This is a genomic window from Rhizobium sp. CF080 (assembly GCF_000282095.2).
Taxonomy (GTDB): domain Bacteria; phylum Pseudomonadota; class Alphaproteobacteria; order Rhizobiales; family Rhizobiaceae; genus Neorhizobium.
On the sequence record NZ_AKKC02000016.1, the window covers coordinates 42,212 to 61,344 of the forward strand.

A 19,133-nucleotide genomic window follows, 5' to 3' on the forward strand; every position below is an offset into this window, starting at 1 on the left:
TGCCTGCCCGGTCCGGGAGGTTCCATCCGGGCTGGTCGCGACGGAGCCCTGCGGCAGGCACCGGAACCATCGCGCCGCCACAGCCACGAAAGTTAAAGACCGGGCCGCATCCTTGCGCACGCATCAAACTGTAGAATTCAATGAAGCAGGGATCAACCGAGCCATCCCGTGTGCTCAGCCCAGAGCTAGCGAATCTTGGTCTCGGTATCGTACTTCTGTATTGCTATGTCACCTATTCGATTTTGTCATTTGCCTCATACCATTCGCCGGGTTCAGCCTTCAAATGCTCTAAGACGATGCGCGTGACGATTGTAGCTATGTGGTCGAGTTCTTCAGCGATTTGTTCGGCACCGAGGGGTTCGGCGCCCATCGATATGTCCTCTTCTGACAAGGGTTCGAGATCGTATTTCAGGCTCATCGCCCTCACGTTTATCTCGGCTAGTTCCTGCAGGACATTTGCAAGTGCGGAGCCCTCGAATGGTCGGTTGCTGTTTGCTGGTTGCATGTCATCTCCTGCATTACGCAATCAAAGCGTGACAGGATTCACGGCGGGGTCAAGGCTCTTTCGGGTCATCAAGCAGGCTCAGCAAGCCACCTTTGTGAAGTTGATCTGGACGTACAGTGAAGCTGTGCAATTCTCGCTTTTCTTCCGGATCAAGCCCACTTGCCGCGATAGCGCTGTAAATTCTCTCTTCGACCCAATCGGCACCTTCGCGCAAAAGCTCAAGCGAGTTTCGGCCCGTGTACATGCCGCCGCGCATCATAAGCACCGTGCGCACGTCCTCTGGGCGATCTGCAAACAGCGAAAGTGTCGGTCGCACAACACTTCCGTCATCTTTCAACCAAGCCTCATAAGCGGCCCACTCATATTCGTGTATGATGTTATCGCGCTCTTTGCGAAGGAATTCCCAGAATATCGGGTGTTGGTCTTTGTGCGCCCTGATCGACGTCCATTCCGCAGCAACGGCTTGGCGGAGATCGGTGTTTATGCACGAGCGGGCATCGACTTGAAACAGATCGATGCATGTCCGCAGGATTGTACACGTCCCGATCCATATCACTTTCCACTCAGAGAGCAGAAAGCTTGCGTCGCGAAGGTAGTCCTCCAGGTGCCGAATGCCCGATCTCGCATCTGATAGGGCGCGGTAGCTGTTCAGGAAATACTTAACTTCGATGTACATCGGGGGGATATTGATAGGTAGCGTCATCACGTTTAGCCCCACTCAATTAATGCCGAATTCTCGGGGGCTAAACTGAGTCGCAAGCCATCGTTTGCTATGCGACAGTTGCGTCCCATGTCGCATGGATTTGCCGGGAGCCCCGTGGAATTCGTGGGAAATCAAGGGGAGCAGCCGCAACACGAAATGCAACATGCCGCCCATTTTATTCGAGCGGCATGCCGTTAAGGTCTGTAAATTCTTTGGTGCCCCCGGCAGGGTTCGAACCCGCGACCCCCTGATTACAAATCAGGTGCTCTACCAACTGAGCTACAAGGGCACTTTCGAGTGGGGAGTTACCAGATTTTCCCCTCCTGTAAAGAGAAAATCGCTGCAACACCACATGCCGTGCATTCGAGTTGCGTTGTTTCACTTACCGGGGAAGGCGCAAGGCGCTTGTCCAAAAGCCTGTTTTTCCTGTACTTAATGCCGTCCGGCCGGCATGGTCCTGTCACAGGCTCGTGTTAGCTCAAATGGTTACAGCGTCCCTTGCGCGGCCCTTCGGGCGGCGGCACCCTCAAAGGCCCGTTCATGTCGTCCCAGACGAACAAGCTCTCCATCATCGCCTCGACAGCCCCGGAAGCACAAACCGCGCTGGAGGAACTCGTGCGGCTCTACGGCAACGTGCCGACCGCGGAAGCGGACGTGATCGTCGCGCTCGGCGGCGACGGTTTCATGCTGCAGACGCTGCATGACACGATCCATACGGGCAAGAGCGTCTATGGCATGAACTGTGGCTCGGTCGGCTTCCTGATGAACGATTTTCGCGCCGAGCAACTTCATGAGCGGGTGGCCGAATCGGTCGAGAACGAATTTCACCCGCTGAAGATGACGACGGAAAACGAGGACGGCTCGACGTCGGCAGCTCTCGCCATCAACGAGGTCTATCTCTTCCGGCAATCCTACCAGGCGGCGAAGCTGCGCGTCGAGATCGACGGCCATGTGCGGCTGGAGGAGCTGATCTGCGACGGCCTGATGATCGCCACGCCCGCAGGCTCCACCGCCTACAATCTGTCGGCGCATGGGCCGATCCTGCCGCTGGAAGCCCCGCTGCTCGCCATGACGCCGGTCTCCGCGTTTCGCCCGCGGCGTTGGCGCGGCGCGCTGCTGCCGAACCATGTCTGCGTCGATATCCACATCCTCGAGCCGGAGAAGCGGCCGGTCAACGCCGTTGCCGACAATACGGAGGTGAAGTCGGTGCTGAAGGTGCGGGTGGCGCAGTCGACCGAGATTACCGCCCGCATCCTGTCCGATCCTAACCATTCCTGGTCCGACCGGATTCTCGCGGAGCAGTTCAACAACTGACTCAGCGTCAGCGTGCGTGACTCAGCGTCAGCGCGCAAACAAAGCCTGTTGCACTGACGTGAAGCTCAGCGCCTCGGGGCAAAGGCGCGCAAAAAAGTGCGGGTGGCATTCGCCGCCATCTGGTCGATCTCCGATTCCGGCGTCTGGCGGCCGATCTGCTGGTCGTAGCGAAGGTCGGTCGCGAGAAGCGCCATATACTGGCGGGCCGCAAGCGCCGGATCGTCGATCTGGAGATAACCGCTATGGGCAAGCTGTGCCAGGCGGGCGGCGATGGCCGGATATTTCTTGCCCGGCCCGTATTCCTTCCAGGTCTCGAAAAGCTCTGGGAAACGGGCGCCTTCGGTCTCGACCACCTTGCGCAGCCAGCGGCCGTTCGGGTCGCAGATCGCCTTGCGCAGGAGCTGGGCCGAAAATTGCGTCAGCTCCGTCTCGATATCCTGCGGCGCCACGGGGAAAGTATCGAGGACACGAAAAAAACCGGCGCTGGAGCGGTCGGTGATTTCGGCGACCACCACCTTGAAGAGGTTATCCTTGTCGCCGAGCTGGTTGTAGATCGTCTGGCGCGAAACCCCTGCCCTTGCCGCGATCGCATCGATGCTGGCACCGCCAAAGCCTTCCTGGGCAAAAACATCGGCTGCGGCATTGAGGATTGCCTGGCGCTTGTTCTGCGCCGGCGGCCATGTGTCGTAATCGCGTGAAAGCTCGGCAGACGAATTTTTCATGACATCACCATAGCGGGGCTTGACGGATTGGACAATTGTGTCCAAAATATTTTACATGATTGACTAGGCCCATCTTCCCACACGCGGCCGGCTTTCATATTCATCTCCCATAATCGTCCTCGCCCTGCCGTTACCACGGCAGATGTGGTGACGGGAAAGGTTTTTTCCAAATGCAAAGCAGAGCTCCTTCGCATGCCCTGTCGCTCGGGCTGCTCTCGGCTATCGGGCTTTTCGCCCTCGACATGTACCTTCCGGCATTGCCGACCATCAGCGCTAACCTCCATGCCGACAGCCATGCGGTGCAGGCGAGCCTGATCTCCTTCTTCGCCGCCATGGCGGTGTCGCAGATCGCCTATGGCCCCCTCTCCGACATGTTCGGCCGCAAGAAGCCGCTCTATGTCGGCCTCGCACTTTATGTCATCGGGGCGATCGGTTGCGCGCTGTCGCCGTCGATCGAGTGGCTGATTGCCTTCCGCTTCCTGCAGGGCATGGGCGCCTGCGCCGGCGTCGTCATCTCCCGCGCCATCGTTCGTGACCTGCATACCGGTCCGGCGGCGGCCCAGCTGATGTCGCGGCTGATGTTGGTGTTCAGCGTCTCGCCGATCCTCGCACCGCTTGCCGGCAGCATCGTCACCGTGTTCGGCGACTGGCGGCTGATCTTCTGGGTAATGGTCGGCGCCGGTGCCGTCGGCGCCGTCGTCGCGGTCTTCTTCCTCGAAGAGACCCGCCTGCCAGCCGCACGCAGCGAAAGCGGCCTCGCCAGCGCGCTCAACTCCTATGGCACGCTGCTCCGGGATCCCTATTATCTCGGGCTGGTGCTGATCGCCTCCTTCGGCATGTCGAGCTACATGATCTATGTGGCGAATTCGTCCTTCGTGCTGATCGAACATTACGGCCTGTCGCCGACCTTCTACAGCATCGTCTTCTCGTGCAATGCGGTCGCCTTCATCGGCATGTCGCAGCTGAACGGCTGGCTCTCCCGCAAGATCGGGCTTCGGAAAGTGATCCGCAGCGCGGTATTCGGGTATTCGGCGATGATGGTCCTGCTGGCGCTGGTCACCTCGCTCGGCATCGACCGCCTCGACGTCATGGCGGCTTTCCTGTTCGGCGGCTACGGCTTCCTCGGCATGATCATCCCGACGGCGGCGGTGCTGGCGCTCGAACATCACGGCCGGATCGCCGGCACGGCGTCGGCGATGATGGGCACGATCCAGTTCGTGACATCGGCGGTCGTGGTCGGCGTCGGTGGCATGTTCGTCGACGGCACCTCGCTGCCGATGGTCACGGTCATCGCGGTGTGCTCGGTGATGGTCTTCCTGCTGTCGCTTGCCGTGCTGCGCAGCCCGCGCGGCGCCATGGCGGCCGCAGCGGAATAATCCCCGCCTTCACTCAATAAAAAAGCGGCCGGGTCGCAAGATCCGGCCGCTTTCGTTTGGCATCTTGATAGGAAGGCCTCAGTCGACGTCGGCGGCGTCGATATCCGGCTTGCCGCTGATGCGGTGGGCGAGTGCCGCTTCCATGAACTCGTTGAGTTCGCCGTCCAGCACGTCGTCGGGCGCTGTGCTCGAAACGCCGGTACGCAGGTCCTTCACCAGCTGGTAGGGCTGGAGCACGTAGGATCGGATCTGGTGGCCCCAGCCGATATCGGATTTCGAAGCCGCTTCGGCATTTGCCGCTTCCTCGCGCTTCTTCAGCTCGGCCTCGTAGAGACGTGCACGCAGCATGTCCCACGCCTTGGCGCGGTTCTTGTGCTGCGAACGTTCCTGCTGGCATTGCACGACGATGCCCGACGGGATGTGCGTGATGCGCACTGCCGAGTCGGTCGTGTTGACGTGCTGGCCGCCGGCGCCCGAAGAACGGTAGGTGTCGATGCGGCAGTCGCTTTCGTTGATCTCGATATTGATCGAGTCGTCGATGACCGGATAGACCCAGATGGACGAGAAGGACGTGTGGCGACGGGCGTTGCTGTCATAGGGCGAAATGCGGACCAGGCGGTGGACGCCCGATTCGGTCTTCAGCCAGCCATAGGCATTGTGGCCCTTGACGAGGATGGTCGCGGACTTGATGCCCGCTTCTTCGCCGTCATGCACTTCCAGGAGCTCGACCTTGAAGCGCTGGCGTTCGGCCCAGCGGGTGTACATGCGCAGAAGCATGTTCGCCCAGTCCTGGCTTTCCGTGCCGCCGGCGCCGGAATGGACTTCGACATAGGTATCGTTGCTGTCGGCTTCGCCCGACAGCATGGCCTCGACCTGGCGCCGGCCGGATTCCGCCTTGAGCGCTTTCAGCGCATCCTCGGCTTCCTTGACGATACCCTCGTCGCCCTCTTCCTCGCCGAGTTCGATGAGTTCGATATTGTCGTTGAGCTGTTGCTCCATGGCCTTGACGCCATTGATGCCGTCGTCGAGCTGCTGGCGCTCGCGCATCAGCTTCTGCGCCTCGGCGGCATCGTTCCAGAGGTTCGGATCCTCTGACTTGTTGTTCAACCAGTCCAGTCGTCTTACCGCCTGATCCCAGTCAAAGATGCCTCCTCAGCAGGCTTATGGCCTGCTTGATTTCGTCGACTACATTGATGATTTCCGCACGCATGGCGCTTGTTCTTCGCTCTTTGTGTTGGGTTTTAGGTGCCGTGGACATAGTTGCAGCGAGCCCGGATGTAAAGCCCGGGCCGGCCCGCAGGCCATTCGCGTCCGACGGGATCAGAACAGGCCCGGCATGCCCGAGGTCACAGCCTGCTGCGCCTGGGGCGAATTGGTGAAGATCTGGTCCTGGGTCATGTATTCGCCGTCGCCGATGACCTGGAAGACGTCGGCCGGGCCGGTGCCGGGCTTGAAGGCTTCGACGATCGTGTCGGGCTGGCCTTCTCCGGCTGCCATGCCGGTCTTGCGGTTGACGGCGACGAGTTGCATGCCGTCCGGCACATGGAACTTTGCAGCAGGCGTCAGCTTGGCCGCCTGAGCGAGGAACTCACCGAAAATAGGCGCGGCAAGGCCACCGCCGGTGCCGGCACGGCCGAGCGGCGTCGGCGTGTCGAAGCCGATGTAAAGACCCGCAACCAGGTTCGGCGTGAAACCGACGAACCAGGCATCCTTCTCGTCATTGGTGGTGCCGGTCTTGCCGGCGACGTCGCGGTCCTTGACCGGAATCTTGCCGGCTGCCGTGCCGCGTAGGACGACGCCCTGCATCATCGAGGTGATCTGGTATGCAGTCATCGGGTCGAGAACCTGCTCGCGATTGTCGACGATGCTCGGTTCTTCCTGGTTGGCCCAGTCATTGGTGTTGCAGCCGTCGCAGGCCCGCTCCTCGTGGCGGAAGATCGTCTTGCCGTAGCGGTCCTGGATACGGTCGATGACGGTCGGCTTGATCTGCTTGCCGCCGTTGGCGATGACCGCATAGGCCGAGACCATTCGCATGACCGTCGTTTCGCCGGAACCGAGCGACATGGCAAGCACCGGCAGCATCTTGTCGTAGATGCCGAAGCGTTCGGCATATTCGGCGACCAGTTCCATGCCCATGTCCTGCGCCAGACGCACGGTCATCTGGTTGCGGGACTTTTCGATGCCGGTGCGCAGCGTCGAAGGGCCACCCGCCTCGCCGCCGTAGTTTTCCGGCCGCCAGACCTGACCACCGGAGACGATCTCGATCGGAGCGTCGAGGATGACCGAGGCCGGCGTATAGCCGTTGTCGAGGGCCGCCGAATAGACGAAGGGCTTGAACGACGAACCCGGCTGACGCATTGCCTGGGTGGCGCGGTTGAATTCGGATTGCGAATAGGAGAAGCCGCCCGCCATCGCGAGAACACGGCCCGTATTCGGGTCCATGGCGACGAAACCACCCTGGACCTTCGGCGGCTGGCGCAGCCTGTAGGTCTTGGCCTGCGGATTGATCGGCTCCACATAGACGACGTCGCCCGGCTTCAGCACGCCGTCCGGAGATTTCGCCGGCTTGCGGGTATTGGTCGAATCCCGATAGGCCCATTTCATGTCGTCGGCGTTGATCGTGCCCGTCTCGCGGGCCGCGTCGACCTTGCCGGCCGCATCCGTCGAGGGCTGCAGGCCGATCGTGGCGGACTTTGCCGAGACCTCGGTCACGACCGCGAGCTTCCATTCCGGCACGTCCGAAAGCGACTTCTGCTTGGCGAGTTCCGGACCCCAATCCGAGCTTCCGAGGGCGCCGGTCATCGCGATCTGAGCGAGCGGCCCATGGAAACCGCGGCGCTCGTCATATTCCACCAGGCCGTTCTGAAGGGCGCTGCGGGCGAAGACCTGAAGGTCGGGATCAAGCGAGGTACGGACCGAGAGACCGCCTTCGTAGAGCGCCTTGTCGCCGTAACGCTCGATGATCTGGCGGCGGACTTCTTCCGAGAAATAATCCGATGCGAAGACATGGGCGCCAGTGCGGCGCTGCTTGACGCCGAGCGGCTGCTTCTTGGCGTCGTCGGCATCGGGCTGGGTGATGTAACCATTCTCGGCCATGCGGTCGATGACCCAGTTGCGGCGCTCGAGCGCGGCCTTTTCGCGGCGGAAGGGATGGTAGTTGGCCGGGCCCTTGGGAAGGGCCGCGAGATAGGCGGCCTCGGCCGTCGTCAGTTCAGTCACCGACTTGTCGAAATACGTGAGTGCCGCGCCGGCAATGCCATAGGAATTCAGGCCGAAGAAGATCTCGTTCAGGTAGAGTTCGAGAATCTTGTCCTTCGAATAGGTCTGTTCGATGCGGAAGGAAAGGATCGCCTCCTTGACCTTGCGGTCGATCGTCTGGTCGGCCGAGAGAAGGAAGTTCTTCGCCACCTGCTGGGTGATGGTCGAGGCGCCTTCCGGGCGACGGCCGGAACCAAGGTTCTGGAGGTTCGAGAGGACGGCGCGCCCAAGCCCCGTGATATCGATGCCGGGATGGCTGTAAAAATTCTTGTCTTCCGCCGACAGGAAGGCAGCCTTGACGCGATCGGGCACCGCCTGGATCGGCAGAAAGAGGCGCCGCTCGCGGGCATATTCGGCCATCAGCGCGCCGTTGCCGGCATGAACGCGGGTCGCGACCGGCGGCTCGTAGGAGGCAAGCACCTCGTAGTTCGGCAAGTCCTTGGTCATCCCGGTGAGGTAGATACCCACGCCGGCGGCCACGACCAGAAACAGGACGCAGGCCAGTCCAAAGAGATAACCAATCAATCTTACCATATCGGAGCTACCGTTCAGCTTTCATTCGGCGCGTGAAACGCACCATCGCATGGTTAGAGGCGTTTTGCACGGTGATTGCACCAGCGCAAGGCGAAAGCGGATCAATTGCCCCTCGTCCATTGCCCCTGACAATCCTCGAGTAACCGCCCGAATGTGAGTAAAATAGGGCTCTTAACTGCAATTTCCGGTAACCGGCCTCCCCCGCGCAATATTCGCCGGCGCCTGTGGCACCGGCGCCACGCGCGTCAGGCAGAATCAGCCGCCGTTCGCCACCGCACGGTCACGATAACGCCTGATCGCGTCGACCATGCGATCGATCACCTTCGAGCGCCACGACTCATCCAGAAGCAGCTTTTCATCCTCGGCATTGGACAGGAAGCCGAGCTCCAGAAGCACGGACGGAATGTCCGGTGCGCGCAGAACCTGGAAACCCGCATAACGATGAGGATTGTTGATGAGCCCGATCTGCCCTTCGAAGGATTCGACGACATTGCTCGCGAGCGCGATCGAAAACGCCTGAGTCTCGCGCCGGGTCAGGTCGAGCAGGATATCGGCGACTTCGGGCGGGCCGCTCTGGAGCGTGTAGCCGGCGAGTTCGTCGGACAGGTTTTCACGGGTGGCGAGATTTTCGGCCATGCGGTCGGAGGCCTTGTCCGACAGCGTATAAACGGTCGCGCCACGGATATCCTTCTGGCCGAGCGTATCGGCGTGCAGGGATACGAAAAGATCGGCGTGCCCCTGGCGGGCGAGCGTCACGCGCTCGGAGAGCGACAGGAAGGTGTCGTCATCGCGGGTCAGGAAGGCCTTGATGCCGTCGAGCTTGTTCAATCGTTCGGCAAGCGTCTTGGCGAAGGCGAGCGTGATGGTCTTTTCCGAGGTCTTGGTGGCCGCCCCGGTGGCACCGGCGTCGATCCCGCCATGCCCGGCATCGACCGCAACGGTGAAGACATTGTCCTTCTCGGCCATCGCAAGCGGGTCGGGAGCGGCGGCGCGCGGCGTCGCCCAGCTCTGGGTCTTCACCAGATCGGCGAAAACCTCCTTGGAGGCCATTTCCGCATCGAGCACCAGACGAAAGCTGCCGTTGTCGTTCGACTGAACCTCGGCGATCGACAATTTCACCGGCCTCTTGGCGGTCAGCACGATGCGGGCGCTCGACTCGCCCATCGTGCCGTAGCGTATATCTTTAAAGAGGCCTCGCGCGGACAGATCCTCGGCAGGAAAGCCGAAGGCGGTCGCCGGGAGGTCGACGATCACCCGTTCAGGCGCGGCAACGTAATGGACGGAGAATTCCGGTTTCTTCTCGAAATCGATGACGATCCGGGTGCGCGCCTCGTCGCCGGCGACGCGCGCACTGAAGGCGAGAAGCGGTGGCTGCGGCGTGGCGCGAACGGCCGTGGGGGGAAGAGTTGCGACGAAGCATATCAGAAGGAGAAGCGCGTAACCGATTCGCGCAAAAAACCGCGGCCGGGTTCCACCGCAGGTCGTCGCCGCCCTCGCCTTCACATCCGCCCTCAAAACGCCACTCGCATTCAAAGCCCCGCCGCAATCGCGCTACCCGCATCAAAGTGCCCATTTTAGAAGGCATTTGCACGTCAAAAGATGCGAATCATCCGCCCATTCCCTGCCATCCATAAGGCGTCTAATTCCATCGAGAATATGGCAAACTTGGCTTTTCCCTTGCTATTGTGACAGATAAACCATACAACGCGCATGAGGGTTAAAGTGTTGACGGGATAGTCTGCCGATAGGCTGGCCAGCCTCCAAGGACCTGGCGCCGGAGACCGACAGTCATCCGCCGTCGTTACACTTTATCCTGATACTCGATCCAACCGGCGGTGGCCGGAATAGTACCGGGTGGCATGTGCCACCCACCGCTCACGCGGAGCACATTCATCGGGCCCTTAAGGGCCTATGGTATCGTCATTCTCGTTTGGTTTTTGATGTCGCGGCACAATTTTCAGAACCTGGAGAGACCGAGGGAGCAATGCTCCCCGTCATCTTTCCGGTTGCCGTCACAACCGCGCCCGACGGGAACATCTTTATCCGGCGCAACGACCGCATTGCATGACGGGCCTGTCCTTGTGGCAGCCTTTTCTGCACTCCCCCGGCGGCGCCGAGGAGCAGAATTTCAATGGCAGACAAAATGCTTATCGACGCGTCTCACGAAGAGGAGACGCGCGTAGTTGTCGTTCGCGGTAACCGGATCGAGGAGTTCGATTTCGAATCGCAGCATAAGAAACAGATACGCGGCAATATCTATCTGGCGAAGGTGACGAGGGTCGAACCCTCACTGCAGGCCGCTTTCGTCGACTACGGCGGGAACCGTCACGGCTTCCTCGCCTTTGCCGAAATCCATCCCGATTATTATCAGATCCCGCTTGCCGACCGTCAGGCGCTGATGCAGCAGGAAGCCGAGGATCAGCGCAAGATCGCTGAAGCCGAGGCGGCCGATCCGGTTGTCGATCTCGCCAACGAGGATCAGCCGGATATCGGCATCGCTGCGCCGGCACCCGCCGCCGAGCCCACAAGCGAAGCTGGCGCCGAAGCCGCAGAGGCCGCTCCGGTCGAAGCGGTCGCCGTCGAAGAAGAAGCCGAAAAGCCGAAAGCCAAGCCCAAGCGCAGCCGCGCCCGCAAGAAGCCGGCCGAAGAGGCGCCCGCTGCAGAAGCCGCCGCAGCCGAGGTCGAGACCGCCGCCGCCGAGAACAATGATGAAGACGGTTCGACGCCCGGCGAAATGGCCGCAATGGTCGAGACCGATTCGATCTCGGAAGATGTCGATGCCCGCCGCGGTGGCCGCGGCGACGATTTCGACGATGATGACGACGACGACAATCACGAGAAGGAAGTGATCGAGTCGGTCGGCGCCGAAGACGCGATGGAAGAGGTTCCGGACCGCGTCGTGCGCAAGCCGCGCAAGCAGTACCGCATCCAGGAAGTCATCAAGCGCCGCCAGATCCTGCTCGTGCAGGTCGCCAAGGAAGAGCGCGGCAACAAGGGCGCTGCTCTCACCACCTATCTTTCGCTCGCCGGCCGTTATTCCGTGCTGATGCCGAACACGGCGCGCGGCGGCGGCATTTCCCGCAAGATCACCCAGCCGCAGGACCGCAAGCGCCTCAAGGAAATCGCCCGCGAGCTCGACGTGCCGCAGGGCATGGGCGTGATCCTGCGCACCGCCGGTGCCAACCGCACTCGCGTCGAGGTCAAGCGCGACTTCGAATACCTGATGCGCCTGTGGGAAAACGTCCGCACGCTGACGCTGAACTCCACCGCGCCGTGCCTCGTCTATGAAGAAGGTTCGCTGATCAAGCGCTCGATCCGCGACCTCTACAACAAGGACATTTCCGAGATCATCGTGTCCGGCGAAGAAGGCTATCGTGAAGCGAAAGACTTCATGAAGATGCTGATGCCGAGCCATGCCAAGGTGGTCCAGCCCTATCGCGACCTGCATCCGATCTTTGCCCGCTCGGGCATCGAGGCGCAGCTCGACCGCATGCTGCAGCCGCAGGTGACGCTGAAGTCCGGCGGCTACCTGATCATGAACCAGACGGAAGCGCTCGTCGCCATCGACGTCAACTCCGGCCGCTCGACCCGCGAGCATTCGATCGAGGAAACGGCGCTCCAGACCAATCTGGAAGCGGCGGAAGAAGTCGCCCGCCAGCTTCGCCTGCGCGACTTGGCCGGCCTGATCGTCATCGACTTCATCGACATGGAAGAAAAGCGCAACAACCGCGCCGTCGAGAAGAAGCTGAAGGATTGCCTGAAGAACGACCGCGCCCGCATCCAGGTCGGCCGCATCTCGCATTTCGGCCTGCTCGAAATGTCGCGCCAGCGCATTCGCGCCTCGGTTCTCGAATCGACGACGCAGATCTGCACCCATTGCGGCGGCACCGGTCATGTGCGCTCGCAGTCGTCGGTCGCCCTGCATGTGCTGCGCGGCGTCGAGGAATACCTGCTCAAGAACACCACGCATGACATCACCGTGCGCACCACGCCGGAAATCGCGCTTTATCTCCTGAACCACAAGCGCAGCAGCATTGTCGATTACGAGAACCGCTTCGGCGTCTCGATCTTCATCGAATCGGATGTCAGCATCGGCTCCAGCCACTTCGCGATCGATCGCGGCGAGCCGGTCGAAAACCCGGTCAAGATCGAAAGCCTGATGCAGTTCGCTGCCATTCCCGTCGAAGAAGATGATGACGACATCATCATCGAGGCAGACGAGGAAGAAGAGGAAGAGATCGTTGCTTCGTCGCAGCCGGCCGCTGCCAATGCCGAGCGCGCCCAGCAGCAGGGCGACGACCAGAACGGCCGCAAGCGCAAGCGCCGCCGGCGTCGGCGCAACCGCGGCGGCGAGCGGGGCGGAGACGCCCAGACCGCCCAGGGCGGCAATGACGACATGGCCGATGGCGACGAGGACGGCGACGAAGGCGAGGACGATGTTTCCGAAGCCGGAGAAGCACCCGACGCAACGGTTGCCTCCGACGCGGACTCGGACGAGAACAACCGCCGCAAGCGCCGCCGTCGCGGCAAGCGCGGCGGCCGTCGCAACCGCACCGGTGAGGACGGACAGGAGTTGAGCGCTTCGGAAGACGGCGAAGCAGCCGATGACGATGCGTCCGACGAAGACGATGACGCTGCAGCGGTGATTCCGGCAGCAGCAGCAGCAGCCGTAGCCCCTGAAGACTTGGCCGTCGAGGCCGTGGCTGTTCCCGCCGAAGCGGAAGCCGCACCTGCCGGCAAGGCGGACGCCAAGCCCCGCCGTTCGCGTCGTGGCAAGGCGGCGACTGCGGCCGACGTCCCGGCTGCGGAAGAGGCCCCGGTGGCTGTCGCCGCTCCGGCTCCGGTGGAAGCCGTGGTCGAGCAGGTCGAAGCCGCACTCGGCGAAGAGCCGAAGGCTGGCGAGGTTGCTCCCGCTGCGGAAGCTCCCGTCGAGGAAGCGGCGGTGGCTGAGCAGGCCGATGCCGGCGACGTGAAACCGGCTCGTGCCAACCGCGCGTCGAACATCTCTTCTTCCGCCGAGGCGGTGGTGAAGAGTTCCGATCCGGCGGCTGCGCCCGAGGCCGAAGGCGACCCGTCGAAGCCCAAGAAGGCCGGCTGGTGGCAGCGCCGCGGTTTCTTCTGAGCCGACTGACAATCGATGAGAACGGCCGCGGTAAACGCGGCCGTTTTTGTTTGCGCGCTGCCGTCGCCTTGAGACACTGAATCAACAGCCTGCCGAAGCGATTCCGGAAAAGCAGCCAAGCCGTTGAAATCCGACTCCATTCCTCCGTCCGGCCAAACGTCATACGCAGTTGTGAACCGGTGGAATCCGCTTGCAAATGATTTTGAGGTTTTTTGGAAAGCCCGACTGGCTTACTTTGGGCGCAAACCGCAACAATGGTGCGCGGGATTCGTGTGCCCGACCCGAGAGGATATGGATGACCCGCCTGTTCAAGACGCCCGTTTTCAAGACATTGGCCGCCGGCTCGATGCTGGCCCTGGCATTTTCCGCAGCCGCCCCGGCTGTTGCCCTGGACGATCAACAGAAGAAGGAAATGGGCGAGTTCATCCGTGAATATCTGATCCAGAACCCGGAAGTCCTGGTGGAGGTTCAGAACGCGTTGGAAGCCAAGCAGCAGACCCAGCGCGTCGAGCAGTCGACCAAAGCGATCGCGGACAACAAGCAGGAGATCTTCTCCTCGCCGACCGACATCACGCTCGGCAATCCGAAGGGGGACGTCACCGTCGTCGAATTCTTCGATTACAATTGCGGCTACTGCAAGCGAGCACTTTCCGACATGGACGACATTCTTTCCAAGGACAAGAACGTCCGCTTCATCCTCAAGGAATTCCCGATCCTCGGTCCGGACTCGATTGCCGCCCACCGGGTTGCCAATGCCGTGCGCCTGGTGGCGCCTGAGAAATATGCGGAATTCCACCGCCAGCTGCTCGGCGGCAAACCCCACGCAACGGAAGCGACGGCGATTGCGGTCGCCGGCGCGCTCGGCGTCACGGAGGCGGCGGTCCGCAAGTCGATGGCCGACCAGCCGAACGACAATCTGGTGCGCGACGCCTACCAGCTTGCCAATGCAATCGGCATCACCGGCACGCCGACCTATGTGGTCGGCGACGAAGCCGTTTTCGGCGCCGTCGGCCTCGACACGATCGAGCAGAAGGTCGCCAACGTACGCGCCTGCGGCAAGGCGACCTGCTGACAAGGCACCCTTGACCGACAGATGTTCCATCGCAGTGGACTCACGGGCTTTCGGCGCGGCGGGGGCTTTCCCTTGCCGCCTCGCCGGTCTATAGGTGGCCCCTGAATTTCTGCATGGAACAATAGATCAGTGATGAGCAAGACGGTCTTCGTCCTCAACGGCCCCAATCTCAATATGCTGGGCAAGCGCGAGCCGGGCATCTATGGCGCAGCCACGCTGAAGGACGTCGAGAACGACTGTATTGCAGCGGGCAAGGAGCTCGGCTTCGAGGTCGATTTCCGCCAGAGCAATCATGAGGGCGTGCTGATCGACTGGATGCACGAGGCCAACGAAAAGGCCGTCGGCGTCGCCATCAACGCAGGCGCCTATACGCATACCTCGATCGCATTGCACGACGCCATCAAGGCGATTTCCGTGCCGGTGATCGAGCTTCATATCTCGAATGTCCATGCGCGGGAGGAATTCCGCCATCATTCGATGATCGCACCGGCCGTAAAGGGCGTGATCTGCGGTTTTGGCACCGCGAGTTACATTCTGGCGCTGCACGCCTTGAAATCCATTACCGCCTGACAAGATAAACAGAACAATAGGGTTTGCCATGTCTGACAAGAAGAACGGTATCGACAAGGGACTGATCCGCGACCTCGCGAACATCCTCAACGAGACCGACCTCACCGAGATCGAAGTCGAACAGGACGATTTGCGTATCCGCGTATCGCGCGCCGGCACGACGCAGTATGTCCAGGCACCGATTGCAGCGCCCGCCTACGCCCCGGCTGCCGCAGCCGCTCCGGTTGCCGCCGCAGCGCCCGCCGCGCAGGACAACAAAAACGCCGTAACCGCGCCGATGGTCGGCACCATCTATCTCTCCCCGGCCCCGGGCTCGCGCGCCTTCGTCGAAGTCGGCGCCACCGTCAAGGAAGGCCAGACGCTGCTGATCATCGAAGCCATGAAGACGATGAACCAGATCCCGTCGCCGCGCTCCGGCAAGGTCACGGAAATCCTGGTCAACGACGCTCAGCCAGTCGAGTATGGCCAGCCGCTCGTCATCATCGAGTAAGGCGCATCCATGATTTCCAAGATCCTCATAGCCAACCGCGGTGAAATCGCGCTTCGTGTGCTTCGCGCCTGCAAGGAACTCGGCATCGCGACCGTCGCGGTCCATTCCACAGCGGATGCCGATGCCATGCATGTGCGGCTTGCCGACGAAAGTGTGTGCATCGGCCCGCCGCCCTCGCGCGACAGCTATCTCAACATCCACCAGATCGTTGCCGCCTGCGAAATCACCGGCGCCGACGCCGTGCATCCGGGCTACGGCTTCCTGTCGGAAAACGCCAAGTTCGCGGATATTCTCGACGCGCACGGCATCACCTTCATTGGCCCGACCGCCGACCATATCCGTATCATGGGCGACAAGATCACCGCCAAGCAGACCGCGCAGGAACTCGGCATTCCCGTCGTTCCCGGCTCCGACGGCGAAGTGAAGCCCGAGAACGCGATGGAAATCGCCCGCCAGATCGGTTTCCCAGTACTCATCAAGGCAACCGCCGGCGGCGGCGGACGCGGCATGAAGGTCGCCAAGACCGAGGCCGACCTCGACGAGGCCGTATCGACCGCCCGTTCCGAAGCGCTCGCCGCCTTCGGCAACGACGCCGTCTACATGGAAAAATACCTCGGGAAGCCGCGCCATATCGAAATCCAGGTGGTCGGCGACGGCGAAGGCAATGCCATCCATCTGGGCGAGCGCGACTGCTCGCTGCAGCGCCGCCACCAGAAGGTCTGGGAAGAGGCAAACTCCCCTGCCCTCAATGTCGAGCAGCGGATGAAGATCGGCGAGATCTGCGCCGATGCGATGCGCAAGCTGAAATACCGCGGCGCCGGCACGATCGAGTTCCTCTACGAGAACGGCGAGTTCTATTTCATCGAAATGAACACCCGCCTTCAGGTCGAACATCCGGTCACCGAAGCGATCACCGGCATCGACCTCGTGCACGAACAGATCCGCGTCGCCTCCGGCGGCGGCCTGTCCGTCAAACAGGAAGACGTCGTGTTCTCCGGCCATGCCATCGAATGCCGCATCAATGCCGAGGATCCGCGCACCTTCGTGCCGTCGCCCGGCACGATCACGCATTTCCATGCGCCGGGAGGCCTTGGCGTGCGCGTCGATTCCGGCGCCTATGCGGGCTATCGCATTCCGCCCTATTATGACAGCCTGATCGGCAAGCTGATCGTGCACGGACGCACCCGCGTCGAATGCATGATGCGCCTGCGCCGCGTGCTGGACGAGTTCGTTGTGGACGGCATCAAGACGACGCTGCCGCTCTTCCAGGATCTCGTCGACAATCCGGATATCGCCAACGGCGATTATGACATTCACTGGCTGGAACACTATCTCGCCGGCGACAAGACGCATTAGGGAGATCGATGGCAGGGCGACGTGGCAGATATTACCCGGCGATAACCCCGGAAATCCTGCTGCGCGCCTATTCCATCGGCCTTTTCCCGATGGCAGAATCCGCCGACGACCCGGAAATCTTCTGGGTCGAGCCGGAAATGCGCGGCATCCTGCCGCTCGACAGCTTCCACATTTCAAAAAGCCTCGCCAAGGCGGTCCGCAAGAGCCCGCTCGACATCCGTTTCGACACGGCCTTCGAACGGGTGATCGCGTTGTGCGCCGAGCCCGCCGGCGACCGTCCGAGCACCTGGATCAACTCCACCATCCGCAAGCTCTATATCGAGCTGCACCGCATGGGTCACGCGCACAGCGTCGAGGCCTTCGAAGGCGATGAACTGGTCGGAGGGCTATACGGCGTCTCGCTCGGCTCCGCCTTCTTCGGCGAGAGCATGTTTTCGAGGCGCACCAATGCCTCCAAGATCTGCCTGACGCATCTGGTGGAACGGCTGAAGGCGAACGGCTTCACGCTTCTCGACACGCAGTTCACCACCGAGCATCTGAAGACCTTCGGCGCGATCGACGTACCCAAGAACGACTATCTGAAGCTGTTGAGAAAAGCGGTCGATCTACCGCATCTGAAATTCTAAAGGAAAATCAGTTGGTCGCCTTTGGCGGCGGCACGTCGGACTTCTGCTTGCAGCCGGTCAGCCAGACGTCATAGATCGGATGTTCCACGGCGTTGAGGCCGGGGCTGTCGGCGAACATCCAGCCGGTGAAGATACGCCGGATCTTGCGGTCGAGAGTGATCTCGTCCACTTCCACGAAACCGTCGATCTTCTGGGCTTCCGTCTCGTCGCGGGAATAACAGACTTTCGGCGTCACCTGCAGCGCGCCGTATTGAACGGTCTCGTTGACATAGACGTCGAATGTGGTGATGCGGCCGGTGATCTTGTCGATGCCGGCAAAGACCGCAACGGGATTGCTCAGCCGCGCCGCAGACACACCATCCGCCGCAAGCACGGATGCCAGCGCGATCAGTGCGCCGACCATTGGCTTGCGTGGAAAAACCGTCATCAATCCCATTATGCTTCCCGTCTCGGCAAATCCCGTCGGCGTCGACCCCTAGAGGTCGAATGTGGCCAAAACAGGTGTCAGTTGCCGGGCGTCCAGGCGTCGTAGTCGCCGGTGACGCGGGGGCGTTCGCCGGTGGCGGCAAGCGAGCCCTGCGGGTGATAGGCGAACGGCGTGCCGGTGGCATTCGGCTTGTGCGTCTTTTCCCATTCGCGGGCCTTGTAGTCTTCCTGCGACGGAGCGACATCGGTGCGGTAGTGCATCCAGCCGTGCCAGCCGGGGCCGATCGCGGAGGCTTCGGCGTAATCCTTGTAGATCACCCAGCGCTTCGGCTTGCCCCAGGAGGTCATCGGGCCTTCGTAATAGATATTGCCCAGCTCGTCTTCGCCGACCTTCTTGCCGAAACGCCAGGTGAAGAACCGGGTGCCCATGGTCTGTCCGTTCCACCAGGTGAAGATCTGCAGCAGGAGGTTTTTCATGGATGTTCCGTCGGCTTGGCAAACAGGATGACGATCGAAGTGACTGATCCGCTTATGCCGCTTGGCGCCTTCGATGTCCAGTGATTCCAAATGTCGCGCACGGTCATTTGAGCTTCATCTTGAAGCCGAAATGGCTCTTGGCGAAACCGAGCCGTTCGTAAAAACGATGCGCGTCGGTGCGTGCCATGTTGGAGGTGAGCTGGACCGTCCGACAGTCGCGGCGCCTGGCCTCCTCGATCGCATGATGGATCATCCGCGCGCCGATTCCCCTGCCGCGCATGTCGCTGCGGGTCTGCACCGCTTCCAGGATCATCGACAGCGATCCCCTGCCCGTCAGCGTGCGGTTGAAGAGGATCTGGAACGTGCCGACCACCTCACCCTCCCGTTCGGCGACGAAGAGCTGTTCGTTTTGAGAGGCATCGATGACGTTGAAGGCGCGCAGGTAGTCGTCGAAGGCGGCTTCGTCCGTCGTATCGCCATGGCCGCCGAGGTCATCCGCTGCAAACAGGGCGATGAGTTCGGGAAGGTCGGCTTGCCGCGCCCTGCGGATCACCATGTCGGCCATGCAAGCTCCTCCTCGGG

The 19,133-nt window shown here is 61.5% G+C and carries 17 protein-coding genes and 1 tRNA gene; 8 read left to right on the forward strand and 10 right to left on the reverse strand.

Going from position 1 to position 19,133, the window contains the following annotated elements:
• Positions 1 to 232 precede the first annotated feature (232 nt).
• The 3 genes from PMI07_RS30500 to PMI07_RS30510 all read right to left on the reverse strand — a co-directional run bounded on the left by PMI07_RS30500 (position 233) and on the right by PMI07_RS30510 (position 1,497).
• On the reverse strand, positions 233 to 505 hold the full coding sequence (locus PMI07_RS30500; protein ID WP_007768142.1) for a hypothetical protein: 273 nt from the start codon (positions 503 to 505) through the stop codon (positions 233 to 235).
• 49 nt (positions 506 to 554) lie between these two features.
• Positions 555 to 1,208, reverse strand: a complete 654-nt coding sequence (locus PMI07_RS30505) for a hypothetical protein (protein ID WP_007768139.1) — start codon at positions 1,206 to 1,208, stop codon at positions 555 to 557.
• A gap of 213 nt (positions 1,209 to 1,421) precedes the next feature.
• Positions 1,422 to 1,497 (reverse strand) — tRNA-Thr (locus PMI07_RS30510).
• 251 nt (positions 1,498 to 1,748) lie between these two features.
• Here PMI07_RS30510 and PMI07_RS30515 point away from each other — a divergent pair.
• Positions 1,749 to 2,522, forward strand: coding sequence for an NAD kinase (locus PMI07_RS30515; protein ID WP_007768137.1), 774 nt, complete (start codon positions 1,749 to 1,751; stop codon positions 2,520 to 2,522).
• 65 nt (positions 2,523 to 2,587) lie between these two features.
• On the opposite strand, the gene PMI07_RS30520 is transcribed toward PMI07_RS30515, so the two are convergent.
• Positions 2,588 to 3,244, reverse strand: a complete 657-nt coding sequence (locus tag PMI07_RS30520; protein WP_007768132.1) for a TetR/AcrR family transcriptional regulator — start codon at positions 3,242 to 3,244, stop codon at positions 2,588 to 2,590.
• 170 nt (positions 3,245 to 3,414) lie between these two features.
• Between PMI07_RS30520 and PMI07_RS30525 the strand changes: the two genes are divergently transcribed.
• On the forward strand, positions 3,415 to 4,620 hold the full coding sequence (locus tag PMI07_RS30525) for a multidrug effflux MFS transporter (protein ID WP_007768125.1): 1,206 nt from the start codon (positions 3,415 to 3,417) through the stop codon (positions 4,618 to 4,620).
• Between the two features lie 78 nt (positions 4,621 to 4,698).
• Here PMI07_RS30525 and prfB read toward each other — a convergent pair.
• From prfB to PMI07_RS30540, 3 genes are all read right to left on the reverse strand, one after another.
• Positions 4,699 to 5,830 (reverse strand): peptide chain release factor 2 gene (prfB, locus tag PMI07_RS30530; RefSeq protein ID WP_155956703.1). Its coding sequence is split into 2 segments (ribosomal slippage): positions 4,699 to 5,760 and positions 5,762 to 5,830, totalling 1,131 coding nucleotides; the frame shifts between segments, so codons are not numbered across the junction.
• A gap of 110 nt (positions 5,831 to 5,940) precedes the next feature.
• Positions 5,941 to 8,412 (reverse strand): penicillin-binding protein 1A, encoded by a 2,472-nt coding sequence (locus PMI07_RS30535; protein ID WP_007768118.1) that lies wholly within the window; start codon positions 8,410 to 8,412, stop codon positions 5,941 to 5,943.
• A gap of 255 nt (positions 8,413 to 8,667) precedes the next feature.
• Positions 8,668 to 9,837: an N-acetylmuramoyl-L-alanine amidase gene (locus PMI07_RS30540; RefSeq protein WP_051484307.1), complete on the reverse strand. Its 1,170-nt coding sequence runs from the start codon at positions 9,835 to 9,837 to the stop codon at positions 8,668 to 8,670.
• 706 nt (positions 9,838 to 10,543) lie between these two features.
• Between PMI07_RS30540 and PMI07_RS30545 the strand changes: the two genes are divergently transcribed.
• The 6 genes from PMI07_RS30545 (at position 10,544) to aat (ending at position 17,648) form a co-directional block, all read left to right on the forward strand.
• Positions 10,544 to 13,534: a ribonuclease E/G gene (locus tag PMI07_RS30545; protein WP_024164305.1), complete on the forward strand. Its 2,991-nt coding sequence runs from the start codon at positions 10,544 to 10,546 to the stop codon at positions 13,532 to 13,534.
• Between the two features lie 295 nt (positions 13,535 to 13,829).
• On the forward strand, positions 13,830 to 14,606 hold the full coding sequence (locus PMI07_RS30550; protein WP_007770545.1) for a DsbA family protein: 777 nt from the start codon (positions 13,830 to 13,832) through the stop codon (positions 14,604 to 14,606).
• 132 nt (positions 14,607 to 14,738) lie between these two features.
• A complete protein-coding gene (aroQ, locus tag PMI07_RS30555; RefSeq protein WP_007775798.1) occupies positions 14,739 to 15,176 on the forward strand; it encodes a type II 3-dehydroquinate dehydratase in 438 nt (145 codons plus the stop codon).
• 28 nt (positions 15,177 to 15,204) lie between these two features.
• A complete protein-coding gene (gene accB / locus PMI07_RS30560; protein WP_007775796.1) occupies positions 15,205 to 15,666 on the forward strand; it encodes an acetyl-CoA carboxylase biotin carboxyl carrier protein in 462 nt (153 codons plus the stop codon).
• A 9-nt stretch (positions 15,667 to 15,675) separates the two neighbouring features.
• Positions 15,676 to 17,022: an acetyl-CoA carboxylase biotin carboxylase subunit gene (gene accC, locus PMI07_RS30565; RefSeq protein WP_007775794.1), complete on the forward strand. Its 1,347-nt coding sequence runs from the start codon at positions 15,676 to 15,678 to the stop codon at positions 17,020 to 17,022.
• A gap of 8 nt (positions 17,023 to 17,030) precedes the next feature.
• Entirely contained in the window at positions 17,031 to 17,648 is a 618-nt protein-coding gene (gene aat / locus PMI07_RS30570; protein WP_007775793.1) for a leucyl/phenylalanyl-tRNA--protein transferase, read from the forward strand.
• Positions 17,649 to 17,655: 7 nt separating this feature from the next.
• Here the strand turns inward: aat and PMI07_RS30575 are convergent, their stop codons facing one another.
• The 3 genes from PMI07_RS30575 to PMI07_RS30585 all read right to left on the reverse strand — a co-directional run bounded on the left by PMI07_RS30575 (position 17,656) and on the right by PMI07_RS30585 (position 19,116).
• Positions 17,656 to 18,075: a DUF2155 domain-containing protein gene (locus PMI07_RS30575; protein WP_037088812.1), complete on the reverse strand. Its 420-nt coding sequence runs from the start codon at positions 18,073 to 18,075 to the stop codon at positions 17,656 to 17,658.
• 77 nt (positions 18,076 to 18,152) lie between these two features.
• Positions 18,153 to 18,551 (reverse strand): NADH:ubiquinone oxidoreductase subunit NDUFA12, encoded by a 399-nt coding sequence (locus PMI07_RS30580; RefSeq protein ID WP_007775788.1) that lies wholly within the window; start codon positions 18,549 to 18,551, stop codon positions 18,153 to 18,155.
• Between the two features lie 103 nt (positions 18,552 to 18,654).
• Positions 18,655 to 19,116: a GNAT family N-acetyltransferase gene (locus tag PMI07_RS30585; RefSeq protein WP_007775780.1), complete on the reverse strand. Its 462-nt coding sequence runs from the start codon at positions 19,114 to 19,116 to the stop codon at positions 18,655 to 18,657.
• Between the last annotated feature and the right edge of the window lie 17 nt (positions 19,117 to 19,133).